Here is a 17,695-nt window from a genome sequence, read left to right as displayed (position 1 = left end):
GACACGATCATGCTCGTTCTGAGCCGTAAACTGGGTGAGAAGATCTTCATCGGTGAGAACATCTGTATCACGGTCGTGGACATCGATCGCGGCAAGATTCGGTTGGGAATCGAAGCCCCGCGAGACGTTCCGATCTACCGTCAGGAGTTGCTCCCGCTGAACCAGCAGCAACAGAGGGCCGACGCGGCGGCAGCGGGTCAGACGGGTGTTCCGACCGTTTCCTGACGTTCTCCGCTCGTAACTCACTTCCCCTCCCGGATTTGTGCTTCCGGTCACTCTGGTTTGCTTCATCCAGGGTCGCGTGGCGGGCGGTGCTCCCAGGTGAGCGCCGCCCGCCACGCATTTGGTCCCTCCAACCGGTCGTTTCACCGCGCTCTAGAGTTGCGTCGCCCGTGATTCGATCTCCAGTGGAGGAGCGGACAATGGCGTCGCCGGCAATGATCCTGGGTTGGAAGCAAGAGGGCCGGGCCGAGGGCTTCGCCGAAGGGCTGGCGTCGGGGATGATCGAAGCCCGGCGCGAGGACTTGCTGAAACTGCTGCGGGTGAAGTTCGTCACCATTCCACCGGAACTCAGCGCCGCGGTGCGGAGCGAAAACACGCTCGATCCGCTCACTTACTGGTTCGACGCGGCACTCGCGGCCCCGACGCTCGAAGCGTTCGCGGTGATGATCCGTTCCGGGGTGCGGTGAGTTCTCGGTTCCACCTCTTGCTTTGAGCCGGCGCCGCGTTCACACTGAAGCACTCTTCATTTTGAAACGCGGAACCCAGAACCCGGAACTTGCTCATGGCAGAACCAATTACGATCGCCACTTGGCCGTTCGGTAAGACTGCGGTCGAGGCCGCAATGAAGGTGCTCGCGCGAGGTGAACCCGCTCTCGACGCGGCTCTAGCCGGGGCACAGGCGGTCGAAGACGATACGAGTATCCGCAACTCGGTGGGTTTTGGGAGTTTGCCGGACCGCTTGGGCCGGCTCACGCTAGATGCGTGTGTGATGGACGGGCGGACGCTCGCGTGCGGCTCGGTGGCGTGCGTCGAGCACATCCGGCACCCTGCCGCTCTCGCGCGTCGTGTGATGGAAAAGACCCCGCACGTAATGCTCGTGGGCGACGGCGCGAAATGGTTCGCGCTCCAGCAGGGGTTCCCGCTGGAAGTTCCATACACGGCCGACAGCATCAAGGAGTGGCTCGACGCGCACCCCGACCTGAAAAAGAAAGAAAAGGCCGGTAAATCGCCGGTTCGGGCCGATGGTGCCGCGGACATCACCATAAACGAGTTCAACCACGACACCGTGACGGTGCTGTCGTTGGACAAGAAGGGGCACCTGGGCGGCGTCTGCACCACGAGCGGGTTGGGGTACAAATTGCCCGGCCGCGTCGGGGATTCGCCCATCATCGGGGCCGGGTTGTACGTGGACGACCTCGCGGGCGCGGCCGGCGGGACCGGTGTGGGTGAAGAGATCATCCGCATCGGCGGGAGCCTGTTCATCGCCGAGCAGATGCGCGCCGGCAAAACGCCCCAGGAAGCGTGCGAACTGGCCTGCAAACGAGCGAATGCGGCCGCCGGGCGCCGCGGCGTTCATCCGGCCCGGGTCGCGTTCCTGGCGCTCGATCCGAAGGGCAACGTCGGAGCGGCCTGCACCGAGAAGACCGACTTCAAGTATGCCGTTGGTCGCGGCGACAAGGTGGAACTGCTCACCGCCAAGGAGATCGGGCCGACCGCCTGATCGGTCGCTGGGAGCGGGATTCGGGACACAAAGCGGCGGCGTGAATTCGGTTTCTTCCCGAATCCCCGGTCATTTCGCTTCGAGTGGTGGGTAGAATTGATCTGTCCCACGTTTTCAGAGCGCGGAGGGGCGGAATGTCGTTGGTGGTAGTCCGGTGCCCGGCGTGTCGGGGTGCGTCTCGTGTTCCGCCCGACGTCCTGGGGCAAATGGTCGGCTGTCCGCGCTGTCAGGCTCCGTTCGTGGCAGCAGAAGACATCGCCCCAGTGTTGATGCCGTCGCGATCAAACAGTTCGTCTAGTCGCTCTGATTCCCGACCCCCGCGCGAAGCGCCAACCCGTTCGCCGTCTCGTCCGACTGCGGCGGTCCCCATCGCGCCTCCACGCCGGCGCCGACCCGAGCTTTCACGCGAAGAAACTGAAAGATCGGCATCGAATCCGGCCCCCGTACTTGCGAACGAGGTACCCGATCCCGAGCACGATCCCCACTTGCGGCCCGTTGCCGGGTTGCCGGTGTCGGTGCTCGTCGGCTTCGCCCTGATGCCGTTCGGCATTCCGCTGCTGTGGTTCGTGAGCCCGCTAGTTACCGGACAGGAAGCCGCTCTTTCACTCGCGGTGCCGGTGTCTCTGGCGATCGCGGCATCGGCCCTCTGTTTGGGCGTGGTCTACACCATCGACTGGACCGCCGCGACGCGCATCAAGGGCGTGTTGATCCTCGTCGGCCTGTCGTACTTCAGTGCGGCCGGCTTATTCTTCCTGAAGAAAGACCTGATGGACCGGGTCCAGAAGTTCTTCAGCGTGACTCCCCAGTGGTACCCCGTTACGGCAAAGGACAGGAGCTACCGGATTCAAATGCCGTTCCCGGCCCCGGAAGGGGAGAAGGAACGGTTGCTGCGCGGGATGGTCCGGATGACCGACGTTCGGACCGCCCAGTACCAGCCCGACGGACCGAAAGGGCCAACATTCCGGTACTGCTGTGGCGTGGGGCAGACCGTGCCGAACGCGGGTGATCTCGCCGACGGGTGGCTCGCTCCGATTCGCGAGCAGATGTGGTTCGCCCGCGTCGACGAGCAGCTCAAGCGCGAGTTCGGGAAGCTGGTCGAGGGCCAATCGATTCGACACCGGTCGGAGCCGGATTTGAGCGGGCGCCAGTGGGTGTTCAAACCGGATAACGGTCCGTCCGTGCGCATCGTGCAGATCTTCGTTGTCAGCGGGCGCGTGTATTACCTGTCCGCTGAGGGGCCGGAACTGGCGCCGAACGACGATCCGGCCGAGCGCTTTTTCAATTCGTTTGAGCTTCTCGCGCGGAAATAGGACGGGCGTTCCGCGTTCGGGTAAAATAAGCACGGCGACTTCCGCTTCAGCACCAAACACCGAACGCCGAACATCTCGATGCAAGTCCGCTCGCTACCCGTGTTGCAGAACTGGGACTGCCATTCCTGCGGCGACTGTTGTCGCTCGTATGCGGTGCCCGCGACCGCCGAAGAGCGCCGCCGTATCGAGGGCCAGGGCTGGGAATCTCTGCCGGAATTCCAGGGCGTTCCGTACTTCGTGAAGCGCGGCGGCGAGTTCTACCTGAACCACCGCGCCGACGGCGGGTGCGTGTTTCTGGGCGCGGACAACCTGTGCCGCATTCACGGGAAGTTCGGTTCGGCCGCGAAACCGCTCGCGTGCCGCATCTACCCGTTCCTCTTGGTACCGGCCGGCGATCACTGGAACCTCGGATTGCGGCTCGCGTGCCCCTCGGCGACGGAGAACAAGGGGCGAGCACTCAGCGCGCAACTCGGCGACGCACGCGAGTACGCGGCGTTCTTCGAGAGCACGACGTCGAAGGGCGCTCTCGAAGCCCCTCCGCCCCCGCTGCAAGGTTCGCAAGCCGTCTCGTGGAGCGATGTGGGGCGCATCGCGACCGCGTTCTCGAAACTGCTGGCCGACGAAGACGGCCCGTTCGAGCGGCGCTGGCGCAAGATCCTCTTCATCGTCATGATGTTGCGCAAAGCGACGTTCGATGGTGGCGGCGATCCCAAAAAGGCCGTCACGGGCGGAAAGCTGAGTGAACTGCTCCACGTCCTCGGCCTCGCGGCCGAGGACGAAGAACCAGCGTCGGCCACTGAAGTGAAGCGGCCCGGGTGGGCCGGACGCACCGTGTTCCGACAACTCGTGGCCGTGTTCTCGCGCAAGGACCACGGCGCCGAGAAGGGGACCGCCCAGCGCGGACCGGTGAGCCGGTTCATGTCTGCGGTGAAGTTCGCGAGCGCACGGGGGCGCGTTCCGAAGGTCCATGCCGCTCTACCGGACGCGGCCACGTTCGCGGCGGGCGAAATCCCGCTCGGCGCGCTGAGTGATACGACTGTGTCGCTGCTCGTGCGCTGGCACCGGATGAAAATCGAGTCACTCCAGTTCTGTGGCGCGCCGAACTTCGGGCTGAGCGTGTGGGAAGGAATCGAGTCGCTGGCCCTCACGTTCCCCGCGGCTATGTGGCTCGCGCGCGTGCTCGTCGCGGGCGGCAAAACGCCCGACGCGGCCGTAACACAGGCCGTGCGCATGGTGGACGACAACTTCGGTTTCAACCCGCTGCTCGGCTCGGTGCGCCAGAAGTTCGCGCTCCGACTGATCGCGAACCGCGGCGACCTCCCGCGTCTGGTCGCGTGGTACGGTCGAGTGGACGACGAATAGAACGTTCGCATCATTCATCCACGTCGAACTGCACGAGGCGCCCGTCGGCGGTACCGCACACGCCGGCGGACCCGTCCGCGGTGAACGCGAGACACGTTAGCGGGCCGCAATCCCAGTCGTACTCGCGAACGACGTCCCACATTTCCGGGTTCCACAATTTCAATCGCCCGTCGTCCCCGACGGTTGCGAACCGATCGGCAGAAGGAATAAACGCTGCGTCGCGAAACGGCGCCTCAATCATCCGGTCCGCCTTGCTCGTGCCCGTCGAAATGTCGAGGATGTGAAACTCGCCGTCCCACCCGAACACGCAGGTGCCACTGTCGCGGTCGAATGAGACGAACCCGGGCGATGTGAATTTGTAGTCTTTGGGCATCCGGTGGCGGTAGTCCAGCCCGCCCGAAACCGCGAACCGCAACTCGAAGCCGTCGTGCCAAATGCCGGCCAGGAATTCACCATTTGGGCTGAACGCGAGCCGACTGAATGGCGACCAGAAATCGAACCCGGTGATCGACCGCAAGGCGGGTAGTGCCCACCGCTCCAACTTTGCTTGTTCGGAGGAGTTGCGGAGGCTGGTCGCGACCAGTACTTTGCCGTCCGGCGAAACGGCGACACCGCCCGTAAACCGAACGGCCGGCTTCGGCGGAAGCGAAACGGGGGCGACGATTCTGTCGAGCCAGAGCCGTCCGAAGGTAACGCGCGCAGTCCATTGGGCGCCCGGTGCGAACGCAATCTGATCGGACGTTCCGAATCCCTGTGTGTTGTGCGCTGGTTCGCCCGTGGCCCAGTGGAAGATCCCAAAGGACTTGTTTCCAGCCGCGGCAACGAATCGACCGTCGGGCGATACGGCTACCGCTCGTACTTCACCCAGATCTGCCTCAATCAATCGCATTGATTTCTATGTATTTTGCGTTTGTTTGATGCCGCGCTGGGTGAAGTAGACCCTTCGCCTCGCTAACATTTGCTAACAATCTCGGCCCGGAAATCGGGTGCGATTTTCGCAACTGATTACAAGACAACGCTTTGCGAATGCCGCATTGCATTTTTAGCCTTCCAAACGGCTAACATCTACTAACCCTCAGTGTGGCAACTGCCCCGTTCGTTCCAGTACGCCCCTAAATCAATGCGCGCAATAATCCCTATCGACACCCATTTTATACAGGACAAATGTCCAGAGTGTCGCCATTTAAGAAAATGCGGTGATTGTTGTGGTGGGCAGTTCCTCGGCTTTGGGGCGAGTTAGTGCCGTCCGTACATCACGGCGACGAGCCTCGTTACTCCAGGTCGAATACGGTGACCCACCCGCGCCCGCCGTCGCCGCTCACCGCGGCGCGGAGCCCGTCCGGGTTGAACGCGACCGCACGCGGCTTTCCGATGTTCCAGTCGAGCGCGCGGACTTCGGTCAGCGTGTCCGGATCGAGCAGGCGCACTGTGGTGCCGGTCGCATACGCGACAATGCGCCCGTCCGGCGCCCACGCCAACCCGCGCCGATGTGCATCTTCGATGGCTGGAAGTTTCAGGGGTGGTTGGGATGAATCAAGAGGCTGAACGTAGAGGGCTTGGTCCGCAGTCCAGGCAACCCGGTTACCGTCGGGCGAGAGCGTCCAGTGCGCGATGCGGCCGGTTGCGGGGGCCGGGGCGAACGAACCAATGATGTTGCCGCTTTGGGGTTCCATTAGCTCGAACCGAAGCACTTCGTCGGTGTGGCGACCGAGCCCGAACAGGTTTCCGCTCGGGTGGTAGACAAACGAGTGCTCGTCAGCACATTTATCGTCCGGTCGTGACCAGATCTGATTCATCGTGCCGTTGCCGGTCACAGTGTACCCGGCGACCTCTCGGCGCTGGCGACTGGAGCGATAACGATAACGGTAACAGTAAAAAACGATTTCGCACCCATCGCCGGATATGGCCATGCTGCGAAACTGTAAGCTGTATTCTTTTGACCACGAGTACTGACGCTCTTCTCCTGTATCGGGGTTCCAGTTCCAGAATCCGCCAGCCTGGAACGCGACGAATAGTCGTCCCGTCGCGCGACAAAACTGCATCAGCCGCCCACCGTGCCCGGCGCTCAAGATGCGCTGGCCGGGGGCGTTTGTGCCCACATCCCATACTGTTACGCCGTCACCGCTTCCGGCGGCCACGAGCCAGCGCCCGTCCGGCGACCACGCCAATACTTGATTCGATTTCGTCGGGCCGGGCAGTACGCGCATGGCGCTGACTTCGAGTTGGAGGAGCGAACTTAATCCACGTCCCACACGGTGATGCCGCCTCTTGCGCCCCCGGCCGCGGCAAGTGATCCGTCGGGGCTGAAACGCATACATGCGGTGTCTAATTGACGCACCACTCTACCTGAAAAGCGACGGATGTGGTTACTTTGCTACAAGTTTCTGATTGGGAGTAGCGGTTTGGTGCCTTCTGTCCGCAAGGGCTGTGGGTAACAAGCCACTCTTGCGAGGTTGCAAACTTTCGGAGCCGGATACCGATTTGGCGGTGAGCGAGGCGACCCTGGCGGTCAGCAACGATTAATACACACAAACAACAGTTGGACTTGATGCGTGCAAAAAATGCGCTTAGTATGCACGTATCAGGTCGGTCCATACTGGATCGATCTGAGCGCACCGAAAGGTGCAGTTCCGGTATGAGACCCTGCTCAACCTTCGTAGGTCGAGCGGGCCGTCGATTACCGTTTGGGCACAAGCGAGGGCGTAGCCGGCCCGTTTTACGTCGGCGTTTGTTGCCTCCGTCGGTGTGTACTGGCGTGCCCTGGGCGCGCCCTTGCCAGCGGGGATCCCGTGAGCGAGGTTCGAGGACAGACACATCGAATCGTTTTACGTCCGTTGTGTGTTGCAACGGCGTCACCGCATCAAAAATCACCCGTTCCTTCCCAAATCGCTTTATGGTCGGCACCTCACCTCGGTGAGTAACGGGCGCCTGGGCGATCGGCCGGAACGCGGCGTGGGGAGTCACGGTATGTCCGTGAGCCTCAACGACGCGTTCATGCAGTCGTTGCTTCCCCACACGGGGGACAACGAGCATGAGCGTGCGTCAACGACCTGACTTCGAGGGCAACAGCAACGGCATGAGCTTGTCGCTGAGCCCGGGACTGCTGACCGTTGTGCGCTACTGCGGCGAGCGCGGCCTTACGATTTTCGGTACGGTCACCGGACTGGCGGTGACATATCGCTATGGCACTGAAGGCCTCGACCCGTACCAGAAAACCGTTTGCTTTGGTGTCTACTGCGCGGCTTCGGCGGTTGTCGCGGTGGTCGCACTCTTGACACGAAGGGTCTCGCATGCCGAGACAAAAGAAGCGAACCGAGACCGTGCGGATGAACCTGGAGATCAGCATCCCGACCCAGGAGCGCATCGGGCGCCTGCAAGAGACGACGGGCGCTCGGAGCATGGTGGAGGTGGTGAGTTGGGCGCTAGCGACCTACGAGAAGCTCGTGTCCCTAGAAGCCGAAGGAAACGAAGTTCTAATAAGGAACTTCAAAAGCAATAAGGAGAGCGGTCTCATCCTCACACCGATGTGACCGATCTCAGACACGGCCCGCTGTTGCGGGCCGTGTTCGTTTGCGAGGGCAGAGGTTCCTGTGAATTCACGCACGTGTGCATTCGGGCCGCGGCCCATCAGGTCACCGTGAGCGTAAAGGCGAGTGACGGAACTGGCTTCAGAAGATCAACTCACATCACTCGCGGGGGCGGCCCCATACACGCACCGCGTCGTCGAGGGCGTAAATGCGGTCCCCCGTTCGGTCCCACGCGACCGCGGAAACCGAGTCCCCGACTCCCGGAAGGGAGAGCAGTTCCTGGCCCGACTCCACGTCCCACACACGGACCGTTCGGTCGGACCCGCCGGTGAGCAGCCGGGTTCCGTCGGGGCTGAATGCGAGGGCGTTCACCCGCATCGTGTTCCCCACGAACGTTCGGACCGTTTGCCCGGTCGCCGCGTCGCGGAGGCGCACGCCGCGGTCCAGATCAGCCGTCGCGATCCACCGCCCGTCTGCGCTACACGCGAGCGTGGACGCTCCCCGACTGTTGGCGCCGTCACCCCACGACACCTGCGTTCTGGTCGTGACGTCCCACATGGTAACCGCGTCGCTCGAAGCCACGGCGAGCCGTGAGCCGTTGGGGAGGAATTCGAGGGCGTAAACGAACGAGTTGCCGGTTTCCAGTCGGCCGGTTGGCGAACCGTCCACCGGGTTCCACAACTGCACGCCGGTGCTCCGCGGACCGCGAGTTGCCAGGCGCGAGCCGTCGGCACTAAAAGCGATGCGCAGGCCCAACGGACCAAAGGGGCCGCCTTCGGCCGTGGTGGGGGCGTTCGGGAACGCTTGCGTCCAAACGTCCTTACCGGTGGCGAGGTCCAAGAGCGTTACGCGAACGCCCGCTTGCCCCACAACGAGTTGCCCGGAAACCGGGTGAAAGGCGATATCCGTCCTGGGCGGGAACCGGTGGATCTCCTTGCCGGTCGCGGTTTCGAGGACCGTTGATCGCGCGTGCGAAGGATTCGCGAGAACGGGGAATCCGACAGCTAACTGCTTCCCACCCGGTGCGAAAGACAGCGCCCCGCCACCGTTCGCGTCCGCGAGAGTGTGAACTTCCAGCGGTTGAGCCAAGTTCCAGATCCGAACCGTTTGGTCCCCCCCACCCGATACCAATCGCTTCCCGTCCGGGCTGAACGCGACGGCCGCAACCGTGGCGGTGTGTCCGCGTAGGGTTCGTGCGGTCCGGCGCCTGGCCGCGTCCCATATCACGATCTCCCCGTTCGCGCCGCTGATCGCGACCGTGCGCGGGTCGGTGCCGGTCGCGACGGCCGGGCGCCCGGCACCAGGGTAGTCGAGCCGGTCCCGGAGTTCTCCAGTTGTGGAGTCGGTGAACAGGACCGCGTCCGGGTGAACCTCAACGAGCACCCGGCCGCCGTCGGTAAACGCCAGCGCTGTAACCGGGAGCGGGACCGATCGCCGGTGAATCGATTGCTCCGTCACCAGATCCCAGGTGCGAACGGAGCTATCGAACGAACTGGTCACGAGCCGCTTCCCGTCCGGGCTGAACGCGCCCGCGGTAATCTTTTGATCGTGCCCGCGAAGTTCACCAGCCGGCTTCCAGTCCGGGGCCGACCACAACTGAACGGTGCCGTTGCTGGCCGTGGCCAGCCGGGTGCCGTCGCCGTTGAACGCGGCCCATTGTCCGCGTGCCGGTTGCGCGATTTGCTTGCCGGAGTCCGCATCCCAGATCATGACCGCGTTGCCGTCGGCGATCGCGACCCAGTTGCGGGTCGGATGGGCAGAGAGAGCGGCAATCGGGGAAGTGCTGACCGCCCAGTGCCACTGCTCCGCGCGACCCGCTGCATCCCATACGCGGACGTGTCCGGAGGTGTCGGCCGAAACTGCGCGACCGTCCGGCAGGAACGCGGTTCGGTTGATTCGTAGCGTGTGCCCGGCGAGACCCGGAGTGTCGGCCTTGCGGAGCGCGTCCAGGTACCGCCATTCCCACCCGCGGAACTGTTCCGGGCATTGATCGAGAACCGCCCACGCTTGCGGGAGCTGATTGGCCGCGTACAGCCGGCCCGCAGACGCGACGCGCTCCAAGTAAAGTGCTCGTTGCTCGCGGGCGAGCGTCTCCTCCAGTTTGTAACGCAGTGCGCACTCGCGCAGGTACGCGGCGCGGACTTCGTGCTCCTTCGCGCTGATGCGGGCGTTGCTGTCGGCCAGTATCGCGACCGCCCCGACGAGGGCCGCGAGCGTGGTGGTGACCATCGCGGAAACGATCGGGTGGCGCCGGACGCGGCGGTAGGCGTGTTCCCAGGCCGGGGTCGGGCGCGCTGAGATGGGCACGCCGAGGCGCCAGCGCTCCAGATCGTCGGCCAGTTCCTGTGCGGTCGCGTACCGGCATACCGGGTCTTTTTCCAGACACTTCAGGCAGATGGTGTCGAGATCCCGCGGGACGGCCGGGTTCAGGGCCGACGGGCGCTCGGCGGGTACGTTCGTAACCAGATCCAGCGTCGCGAGCGGTGTTTCTGCGGCGAACGGCGAGCGCCCGGTGAGGCGGTTGAACAGGATCGCGCCCAGCCCGTACACGTCGGCCGCCGTGGACACCTGCTTCGGGTTGCTCGCCTGCTCCGGCGCCATGTACGCGGGCGTACCCGCGACCACCGCGGTGAGCGTCGGCTGGTCGCTCGGGTCGATGCGCCCGGCCAGGCCGAAGTCGGCGACGTGCGGGTGCCCGTCGTCGTCGAGCAGGATATTGGAGGGCTTCAGGTCGCGGTGGAGCACGCCGCGCTGGTGGGCGTGGTGGACCGCGCGGGCGATGGCCTCGACGATTCGCGCATGTGCTTTGGGATCAGTCCCTCGACCGGCCGCGGCGTCGTTCAGGCTCCCGCCCGTGTACAACTTCATCGCGAAGTACGGGACCGTCGGGCCGCTCGCGCAGCGCCAGTCCCCGACCTCGTACACCGGGACGATGTTCGGGTGGTCGAGCCGGGCGATGGCTTCGGCCTCGCGCGCGAACCGGGCGCACCCGTCGGCACGCGGGGCGCTCGCGAACGTTTTCACCGCCACGGTTCGGTTGAGGAGCAGGTCGCGGGCCTTGTACACGACGCCCATTCCGCCGCGCCCGAGTTCCCCCAAGATCTCGTAGCCGGGAATGACCGGCGTCCCGACGAGCGGTCCCTCCGCGCGCTCCACCGGGCGCGTCGCGGTGAACCAACCGGTGCGGCCGTCGCCCGGCATTCGGGCGCGGAGGTCGCCGGTCATTTCCGGGAACCGGAGCCAGAACTCTTCCGGCCACGCGGGGGGACAGTGCCGGTTCCGCAGCGCGAACTCGGCGACGAGCAGATCGACGGCCAGCTCCCTTCGGCCCAGTGCGGGGAAGCGCGAGAAGTAGTCTTCGGCCCGGGCCGGCTCGCCCGCCCGGAGGCGGAACTCCAGGTCCACGTGAACCAACTCGACCAGCAGTCGCGTGGGGTGCGGCGCGTCCGGGGTGATGAACGCCCCGACGTCGGGCCGCGCGCCGCGCCGGCGCCAGGCGTCCTCGAACGCGCGGATCGCCGATTCGCACTCGCCCCATGCGGTCTCGCCGATCAGGGTGCCCTGTTCCATTCGTCGTTCCGGGGAGAGAACTGGTAACTCGGTAAATACCACATTAAGCGTTCCCGCTTATATCGTCAGGCGATTATTTTCTCCGGAGTGACTGTCGGGAATCATTACACTTCCGATTGCATTCGCTCCAGTCGCTTGCGGACCCGCTCGCGCAGGCGCCGGACCGAGCGCTCCGCGCGGCCGAGTTGCTCGCTGATCTCGGTCGCGGTGTGTCCCTGGAGGCTCAGTTCCAGGATCGCGCGCTCGTCCGGGTCTTCGATCGCGCGGAAAAGGGCGTCCACTGTTTCCGCGAGCGCCGCGGCCTCGTCCGGGAGCGGTTCACGGTCGAGTGCCAGGTCGACGAAGGCCGGCGCGCTGTCCCCCGCCCCAGTGCCGGCCGTTTCGCGGCCCACGTTACGCTTTTCCGCCCGGTAGTACGCGGCGCGGTCGGCGCATTTGCGCAGCGTAATCATCGTGAGCACGCCCCACAACCCGTCCCAGGTACCGACGTCCAGGTGCCCGTCGCGCTGGCGCAAGAAGAAGCTCTTGTAGGCGGACTGAACGACGTCCTCGGGGTCGACCTTCACCGCCAGTTTCGCGTCCAGGTGGGAGCGGGCGAGCCCGGCGAGGCGCGAGGCGAACCGCACGAACACCTCGCGCGCGGCCGCGTCCTCGCCGGACCGCAACCGGCCCATGAGTACGGCGAACGAGTCGTTTACGGACATTCCGACCTCCGTATCGAAGTCGCGCGAAATTTTTGGCCGGTTCTCGGCGGCACGCGGATCTACCCAATGTCCCGGTCGCAGCGGTCGGCTTCCCAGGTGTTGTACACCTCCGGGGCCGTCCGGCACAGAACTCGCAAGGTGCCCGTCGCACGTCTTGCCCATTCCGACCGCACGATACCCTCGAACCCCTCCACCGTCTTCGCAGGAGACCGTCCGATGTTGCGCGCTCTGTTCAAAGCCATGCTCCGCGGTGCCCGTCGGGGTGCGGCCCGGACCAATACCCGGACGCCCGCACTGTCGAGCCGGTTCACCCCGGGCCTCGAGGCACTCGACGCCCGCGAGGTGCCGGCCGTCGTCGCGACCTTCAGCGCCGGTACGCTCACCGTTTTCGGCGACAACCTCGATAACACGATCACCGTGAGCCGCAACGCGGCCGGGACGATCCTCGTGAACGGTGGTGCGGTCACCGTCCAGGGCGGCACACCGACTGTGGCTAACACCACCCTCATCCAGGCTTTCGGTCAGGGCGGGAACGACACGATCACCCTGAACGAGGCGAACGGCGCCCTGCCGAAGGCCAACCTGTTCGGTGGCGCCGGGAACGACGTGCTCACCGGCGGGTCCGGGAACGACCTGTTGTTCGGCCAGACCGGGAACGACACACTCTTGGGCAAGGGTGGCTCGGACTTCCTGTTCGGTGGCACCGAGAACGACACGCTGACCGGCGGCGACGCCGACGACCAGGTGTTCGGCGAAGCGGGCGACGACCGGATGATCTGGAACCCGGGCGACGACACCGACCTGAACGAGGGCGGTGCCGGCACCGATACCGTCGAAGTGAACGGCGGCAACGGCGACGAACAGTTCACCACCACCGCGAACGGCACCCGCGTGCGGTTCGACCGATTGAACCCGGCCCCGTTCAGCATCGACATCGGCACCAGCGAGAAACTCGTCGTTAACATGAACGGCGGGAACGACACGTTCTCGGCCACCGGCAACCTGGCCGCGCTGATTCAAATCACCGTGGACGGCGGGACCGGCAACGACACGATCCTCGGCAGCAACGGGAACGACATACTGCGCGGCGGCGACGGGGATGACTTCATCGACGGCAACCAGGGCACCGATACGGCCTTCCTGGGTGCTGGTAATGACGTGTTCCAGTGGGATCCGGGCGACGGGAACGACACGGTCGAGGGGCAGGACGGTACCGACAAGATGCTGTTCAACGGCTCGAACGCGAACGAGGCCTTCGACATCTCGGCGAACGGCAGTCGCGTCCGGTTCACGCGAAATATCGCGAACATCGTAATGGACCTCAACGGCGTCGAGACGATCGACCTGAACACGCTGGGCGGGACCGACACGGTCGCCGTTAACAATCTCGCCGGAACCAGTCTGAAGACCGTCAACATCAACCTCGCGGGCACCATCGGTGGGGGCGCTGGCGACGCAGCGGCCGACACGGTCACCGTCAACGGGACCAACGGCAACGACATCATCGACGTGTTCGGTGCGGGCACTTCGGTCAGCGTGGTCGGGTTGGCCGCGACGGTGAACATCACGAACTCCGAGGGCGCCAACGACGCACTCGTGGTGAACGCGCTGGGCGGGAACGACGGTGTGACCGCGTCCACGGTGCCCGCCGGGGTCACGAAACTGACCATCGACGGCGGGGCGGGCGACGACACGCTCCTCGGCAGCCGCGGGGACGACGTGATCCGCGGTGGCGACGGCAACGATTTCGTCTTGGGCGGCCAGGGCAACGACGTGGCCTTCTTGGGCGCTGGTAACGACGTGTTCCAGTGGAACCCGGGTGACGGGAACGACACGGTCGAGGGGCAGGGCGGCGCCGATAAGATGCTGTTCTTCGGCTCGAACGCGAGCGAGAACATCAACATCGTGGCGAACGGCAGCCGGGTGCTGTTCACCCGCGACGTGGCGAACATCGTGATGGATCTCGATGACGTCGAGAGCATCGAGTTCCGCGCCCTCGGCGGGGCCGACAACGTCGTCGTGGGTGACCTGAGCGGCACGGACCTGACGCGCGTCGACGTCGACCTGCGTGGGCCGGCGGGCGGCGGCGACGGGGCGGCCGACACGGTCACGGTCAACGGCACCCAGGGCGCTGATGCGTTCGGGGCCGCGGGCGACACGGGCGGGGTCAACGTGTTCGGACTGCACACCGCGGTCAACATCTTCTCCCAGGATCCGGCCAGCGACCGGCTGGTGCTCAACGGGCAGGGCGGTGACGACGTCATCAACGCGACTTCGCTCCGGGCCAACTCGATTCAGCTCACGATGAACGGCGGCCTCGGCAACGACCTCCTGATCGGCAGCGCCGGCGACGACCTCATCAACGGCGGCGACGGCAACGACACGGCCCTCATGGGTGCGGGCAACGATACGTTCGTGTGGAACCCGGGCGACGACAACGACACGCTCGAGGGCCAGGCGGGTTTCGACCGGATGGTGTTCAACGGGGCGAACGTGAGCGAGAACATCGATATCTCGGCGAACGGCGGGCGCGTGCGGTTCTCGCGTAATATCGCGAACGTCGTAATGGACCTCAACGACGTCGAAGGGATCGACTTCAACGCCCTCGGGGGCGCGGACCAGATCACGATCAACGACCTGTCCGGGACCGACGTGACGGAGGTGAATCTCAACCTCGCGGGCACCCTCGGTGGGAGCGCCGGGGACGGGGCGGCTGACACCGTGATCGTCAACGGCACCAGCGGCGACGACGTGATCGCCGTGTTCGGGACCGGGAGCAGCGCTCAAGTGCTCGGACTGCCCGTGGCGGTGAACATCACCGGTGCGGAACCGGCCAACGACCGGCTTGTGGTGAACGCACTAGCCGGCAACGACGTGGTCGAGGCGAGCGGGCTGACCGGTGCCGCGATCCAGTTCACCGGCGACGGCGGTAACGGCGACGATGTGCTGATCGGCGGCGCGGGCAACGACACGCTCCTCGGCGGGGCCGGCGACGACGTGCTGATCGGTGGGCCGGGGAACGATATCCTCGATGGTGGTACCGGCGACAACGTTCTCATCAACTGAGATCGGTACGAATCGATGAACCGGCCGCGGGCCAGTGCCCGCGGCCGGTTCGCATTTATTGGGTGCTCGAATCGACTGGGTTAATTCAGCGGTCGAAAGTCGGTGCGTCTGGATCTTGGCGCGGATACATGGATTTCAAGTTCCTCACGTGCTCTGCGCGTGGCGGAAAATGAACCGTGTGTGACGTGCGCCGAGGTGTAAGTCCCACGTGAATGGCAACTCGTGTGGGGCGGAAGCGTCACGTTTCTTCGGCCCCGAACACGTTGTTCGGATCGATCAACGGGAGTATAAGTGCGACCACTTCGTTGACCAATTCTTCGGGCACTTGCGTGTGCGGTTCAGCGTCTCGCTGCCGCCAGTCGAGGCTTTTCACCTGATCGGCGAGAACGACTCCTGTCACATTATGGCCGGCGGGAATGGCCACCTCAAAGGGATATCCCTTCGCCTGGTTCGTGATGGGGCAAATTATTGCGAGGCCACGGCGGTTATATGCGGCAGGGCTCAGAACAAGAGCCGGGCGGCGCCCGGCCTGTTCGTGACCCTTTTGCGGGTTCAAGGACAGCCAAATCACGTTCCCACGGTCGGGAACGTACTGTGAAACGGTCATAGTTCCTCGTTGCCTATCGGCGGACCGAGTTCTACCGGGGGCTGCTGGTTCGTGTCGGTCATGCGGGCCAACAGGCTGGTAAGTGACGGGCGTTTTCGGATCGGCTTCACGATCTTGATAATCACATGGTCTTTAGTGACTTCCTCCAGCGTCACGAGCTTCCCCGAAAACTCATCTGGCAGGACAACGCGCGATCGATCGTCTACCTTTCGAGTTAAAATAGACATGGAATTCCCGTCTCTTTTGAAATCTCATTAATTGGGTCGCAGTGTTGCCTAGCGACGCCAAACAACGCACTTAAAGGTAGTGTACCACCAATGGGGCGAATGGGTCAATGGGCCGTCCCGTCAATGGGATTGTGGGAAGCGGTGTAAAGGTCGCGCGATCGGGATAGCCGTCCAGTCGATGGTGCCTTGCTCGAATCGCCTCCAGATCCGCGACGGAAGCACGTCCGTCCGCGAATGCTTCAGCAGTATCTACCAAGTCGTGGTAGTCCTCTGGTACGAACGGTTTTGCGCGTTCGCAGCACGCCACGGCAATCAGGCGAAGCTTCCTATTGGTGGCCCTGCCGTGCAGGAACTCAAACATGGTTCCCGGGTCTTCGCATGCCAGCCACTCCGCTTCGGTCATCGTTTCTCCTTGGTACCTCAGCATGACCGATCCAGCGCCTGGTGCAAGTGTCAACAAAAACACCCGCCCATTGGGGCGGGTGTGCAACAGCATCGTTCGTATGGCGCCAGTGGCATCACGCCCCGGCGTACCGCTTCTTGATGCTCGGAATCAGGTACTCGCCGAACGCAGGCGCGAACCCGTACTTGGGGTTGTGGCCCCAATCGTTGCGCGCGGCAGAGTCGTCCACGTCCGCGGGCCACGAGTCCACGATGCCCTGGCGCTTCTCGTCCACCTTCGTGCTCATCTCCGCCTTCGGGAACGCCGCGTGGACCACGGTCGCGATCTCGGCCGCGCTCGGTGCGAACGCGCCGATGTTGTACACGGTCCGCGAGAGCCGCGCACGCGGAGCGTCCATCAGGCGGAAGATCGCGTCAACCGCGTCGGGCATCGCCATGAACGGGATGCGCGTGTCGGGCCGCACGAAGCACGCATAGGGCTGGCCGCTCGCCGCGGCGTGGATCATTTCGGGGGCGTAGTCACTCGTCCCGCCACTCGGAACCGTTTCCGCCGAGATCAGGCCCGGGAACCGGATGCAGCGGAAGTCCACTTTGCCACTCATCGTCTCGGCAGCGAGTTGCTTGTAGTGGCGCGAGTAGTAGCGCCCCAGGTGCTCGCAGTACAGCTTGTTCGCACCGTACATCGTCGTCGGCACGTTGTAGTCGTCCTCTTTGACTTGCCCCGCTTGCCCCTTGATATCGAGGCTTGGCAATCCGAACGCGGCGATACTCGACGGGTAGAAGAACGCGACCGGGCGCCCGTGACTCTCGCCCTGCTTCTGCGCGAACTCTAGCAGATTGAGCGTGCCCTCCACGTTCACCTTGTGGGCGAGCGCCGGGCTGAACTCGCTCCGCGTGGAGAGCAGCGCGGCAAGGTGGTACACGTGGTCAACCTCGTACTGCGCGAGGATACCGTCGAGCAGCGCGGGATCGAGGATGGACCCGTTCACCGCCTGTTTGACGAGCTTGGCCGACTCGGGCGGGAGCGGGTTCAGGTCCAGCGTGACGATGGGGCGGTCGGGGTCGCTGTGAGACAGCCGCGAGATGAGTGCGTGCCCGATCTCGCCCGACGCCCCAGTAATGAGAACCGACGGTTTGCGTGACATTGCGTGTCTCCAGAATAAGGAGACAGCATACGGAAACGGACCGCCGCGTGCG

Annotated in this window: 15 protein-coding genes; 7 read left to right on the top strand and 8 right to left on the bottom strand. The window is 64.4% G+C overall.

Annotated elements, in window-relative coordinates:
• The first annotated feature begins 9 nt into the window (after positions 1 to 9).
• From VT84_RS33245 to VT84_RS33225, 5 genes are all read left to right on the top strand, one after another.
• A complete protein-coding gene (locus VT84_RS33245) occupies positions 10 to 225 on the top strand; it encodes a carbon storage regulator (protein ID WP_052551042.1) in 216 nt (71 codons plus the stop codon).
• Between the two features lie 197 nt (positions 226 to 422).
• Complete coding sequence (locus VT84_RS33240; protein ID WP_052551044.1) at positions 423 to 689, top strand: hypothetical protein; 267 nt, start codon at positions 423 to 425, stop codon at positions 687 to 689.
• Positions 690 to 784: 95 nt separating this feature from the next.
• Positions 785 to 1,723 carry a N(4)-(beta-N-acetylglucosaminyl)-L-asparaginase gene (locus tag VT84_RS33235; RefSeq protein WP_052551046.1) on the top strand — a complete coding sequence of 313 codons (939 nt, stop codon included), beginning with the start codon at positions 785 to 787 and terminating at the stop codon, positions 1,721 to 1,723.
• A 485-nt stretch (positions 1,724 to 2,208) separates the two neighbouring features.
• Positions 2,209 to 3,033, top strand: a complete 825-nt coding sequence (locus tag VT84_RS33230; RefSeq protein ID WP_082842563.1) for a hypothetical protein — start codon at positions 2,209 to 2,211, stop codon at positions 3,031 to 3,033.
• A 78-nt stretch (positions 3,034 to 3,111) separates the two neighbouring features.
• Positions 3,112 to 4,395 (top strand): YkgJ family cysteine cluster protein, encoded by a 1,284-nt coding sequence (locus VT84_RS33225; RefSeq protein WP_082842562.1) that lies wholly within the window; start codon positions 3,112 to 3,114, stop codon positions 4,393 to 4,395.
• A gap of 10 nt (positions 4,396 to 4,405) precedes the next feature.
• Here VT84_RS33225 and VT84_RS33220 read toward each other — a convergent pair whose 3' ends face one another.
• Together VT84_RS33220 and VT84_RS33215 are read right to left on the bottom strand one after the other, a co-directional pair.
• Positions 4,406 to 5,284 (bottom strand): WD40 repeat domain-containing protein, encoded by an 879-nt coding sequence (locus VT84_RS33220; RefSeq protein ID WP_082842561.1) that lies wholly within the window; start codon positions 5,282 to 5,284, stop codon positions 4,406 to 4,408.
• Positions 5,285 to 5,666: 382 nt separating this feature from the next.
• Complete coding sequence (locus tag VT84_RS33215) at positions 5,667 to 6,602, bottom strand: WD40 repeat domain-containing protein (RefSeq protein ID WP_082842560.1); 936 nt, start codon at positions 6,600 to 6,602, stop codon at positions 5,667 to 5,669.
• Between the two features lie 1,083 nt (positions 6,603 to 7,685).
• On the opposite strand from VT84_RS33215, the gene VT84_RS33210 reads away from it, so the two are divergent.
• Positions 7,686 to 7,925: a hypothetical protein gene (locus tag VT84_RS33210; RefSeq protein WP_052551055.1), complete on the top strand. Its 240-nt coding sequence runs from the start codon at positions 7,686 to 7,688 to the stop codon at positions 7,923 to 7,925.
• A 156-nt stretch (positions 7,926 to 8,081) separates the two neighbouring features.
• Here VT84_RS33210 and VT84_RS33205 read toward each other — a convergent pair whose 3' ends face one another.
• Both VT84_RS33205 and VT84_RS33200 read right to left on the bottom strand, forming a co-directional pair.
• Positions 8,082 to 11,492 (bottom strand): protein kinase domain-containing protein, encoded by a 3,411-nt coding sequence (locus tag VT84_RS33205; protein WP_082842559.1) that lies wholly within the window; start codon positions 11,490 to 11,492, stop codon positions 8,082 to 8,084.
• Positions 11,493 to 11,596: 104 nt separating this feature from the next.
• Entirely contained in the window at positions 11,597 to 12,196 is a 600-nt protein-coding gene (locus VT84_RS33200; RefSeq protein WP_162271935.1) for an RNA polymerase sigma factor, read from the bottom strand.
• Between the two features lie 216 nt (positions 12,197 to 12,412).
• Here VT84_RS33200 and VT84_RS33195 point away from each other — a divergent pair, with 216 nt between their 5' ends.
• Entirely contained in the window at positions 12,413 to 15,262 is a 2,850-nt protein-coding gene (locus tag VT84_RS33195; protein WP_157470114.1) for a beta strand repeat-containing protein, read from the top strand.
• 238 nt (positions 15,263 to 15,500) lie between these two features.
• Here the strand turns inward: VT84_RS33195 and mazF are convergent, their stop codons facing one another.
• The 4 genes from mazF to VT84_RS33175 all read right to left on the bottom strand — a co-directional run bounded on the left by mazF (position 15,501) and on the right by VT84_RS33175 (position 17,643).
• Positions 15,501 to 15,869: an endoribonuclease MazF gene (mazF, locus tag VT84_RS33190; RefSeq protein ID WP_052551061.1), complete on the bottom strand. Its 369-nt coding sequence runs from the start codon at positions 15,867 to 15,869 to the stop codon at positions 15,501 to 15,503.
• On the bottom strand, positions 15,866 to 16,024 hold the full coding sequence (locus VT84_RS33185) for a hypothetical protein (protein WP_157470112.1): 159 nt from the start codon (positions 16,022 to 16,024) through the stop codon (positions 15,866 to 15,868). The genes mazF and VT84_RS33185 overlap by 4 nt, the downstream gene beginning before the upstream one ends.
• Positions 16,025 to 16,166: 142 nt before the next feature.
• A complete protein-coding gene (locus tag VT84_RS33180) occupies positions 16,167 to 16,499 on the bottom strand; it encodes a hypothetical protein (RefSeq protein ID WP_052551063.1) in 333 nt (110 codons plus the stop codon).
• A gap of 115 nt (positions 16,500 to 16,614) precedes the next feature.
• Entirely contained in the window at positions 16,615 to 17,643 is a 1,029-nt protein-coding gene (locus tag VT84_RS33175; RefSeq protein ID WP_082842556.1) for an NAD-dependent epimerase/dehydratase family protein, read from the bottom strand.
• Positions 17,644 to 17,695 lie beyond the last annotated feature (52 nt).

Source organism: Gemmata sp. SH-PL17, assembly GCF_001610855.1.
GTDB lineage: Bacteria > Planctomycetota > Planctomycetia > Gemmatales > Gemmataceae > Gemmata > Gemmata massiliana.
The sequence above is the reverse complement of the archived record's forward strand: the minus strand, read 5'-3'. Positions and strand labels throughout refer to the sequence as shown.

Excerpts from the sequence above, each read along its gene's own strand:
- VT84_RS33205 (WP_082842559.1), bottom strand. The coding sequence starts at position 11,492 with ATGGAACAGGGCACCCTGATCGGCGAGACCGCATGGGGCGAGTGCGAA.
- VT84_RS33210 (WP_052551055.1), top strand. The coding sequence starts at position 7,686 with ATGCCGAGACAAAAGAAGCGAACCGAGACCGTGCGGATGAACCTGGAG.
- mazF (WP_052551061.1), bottom strand. The coding sequence starts at position 15,869 with ATGACCGTTTCACAGTACGTTCCCGACCGTGGGAACGTGATTTGGCTG.
- VT84_RS33180 (WP_052551063.1), bottom strand. The coding sequence starts at position 16,499 with ATGACCGAAGCGGAGTGGCTGGCATGCGAAGACCCGGGAACCATGTTT.
- VT84_RS33175 (WP_082842556.1), bottom strand. The coding sequence starts at position 17,643 with ATGTCACGCAAACCGTCGGTTCTCATTACTGGGGCGTCGGGCGAGATC.
- VT84_RS33220 (WP_082842561.1), bottom strand. The coding sequence starts at position 5,284 with ATGCGATTGATTGAGGCAGATCTGGGTGAAGTACGAGCGGTAGCCGTA.
- VT84_RS33215 (WP_082842560.1), bottom strand. The coding sequence starts at position 6,602 with ATGCGCGTACTGCCCGGCCCGACGAAATCGAATCAAGTATTGGCGTGG.
- VT84_RS33235 (WP_052551046.1), top strand. The coding sequence starts at position 785 with ATGGCAGAACCAATTACGATCGCCACTTGGCCGTTCGGTAAGACTGCG.
- VT84_RS33240 (WP_052551044.1), top strand. The coding sequence starts at position 423 with ATGGCGTCGCCGGCAATGATCCTGGGTTGGAAGCAAGAGGGCCGGGCC.
- VT84_RS33200 (WP_162271935.1), bottom strand. The coding sequence starts at position 12,196 with ATGTCCGTAAACGACTCGTTCGCCGTACTCATGGGCCGGTTGCGGTCC.
- VT84_RS33225 (WP_082842562.1), top strand. The coding sequence starts at position 3,112 with ATGCAAGTCCGCTCGCTACCCGTGTTGCAGAACTGGGACTGCCATTCC.
- VT84_RS33195 (WP_157470114.1), top strand. The coding sequence starts at position 12,413 with ATGTTGCGCGCTCTGTTCAAAGCCATGCTCCGCGGTGCCCGTCGGGGT.
- VT84_RS33245 (WP_052551042.1), top strand. The coding sequence starts at position 10 with ATGCTCGTTCTGAGCCGTAAACTGGGTGAGAAGATCTTCATCGGTGAG.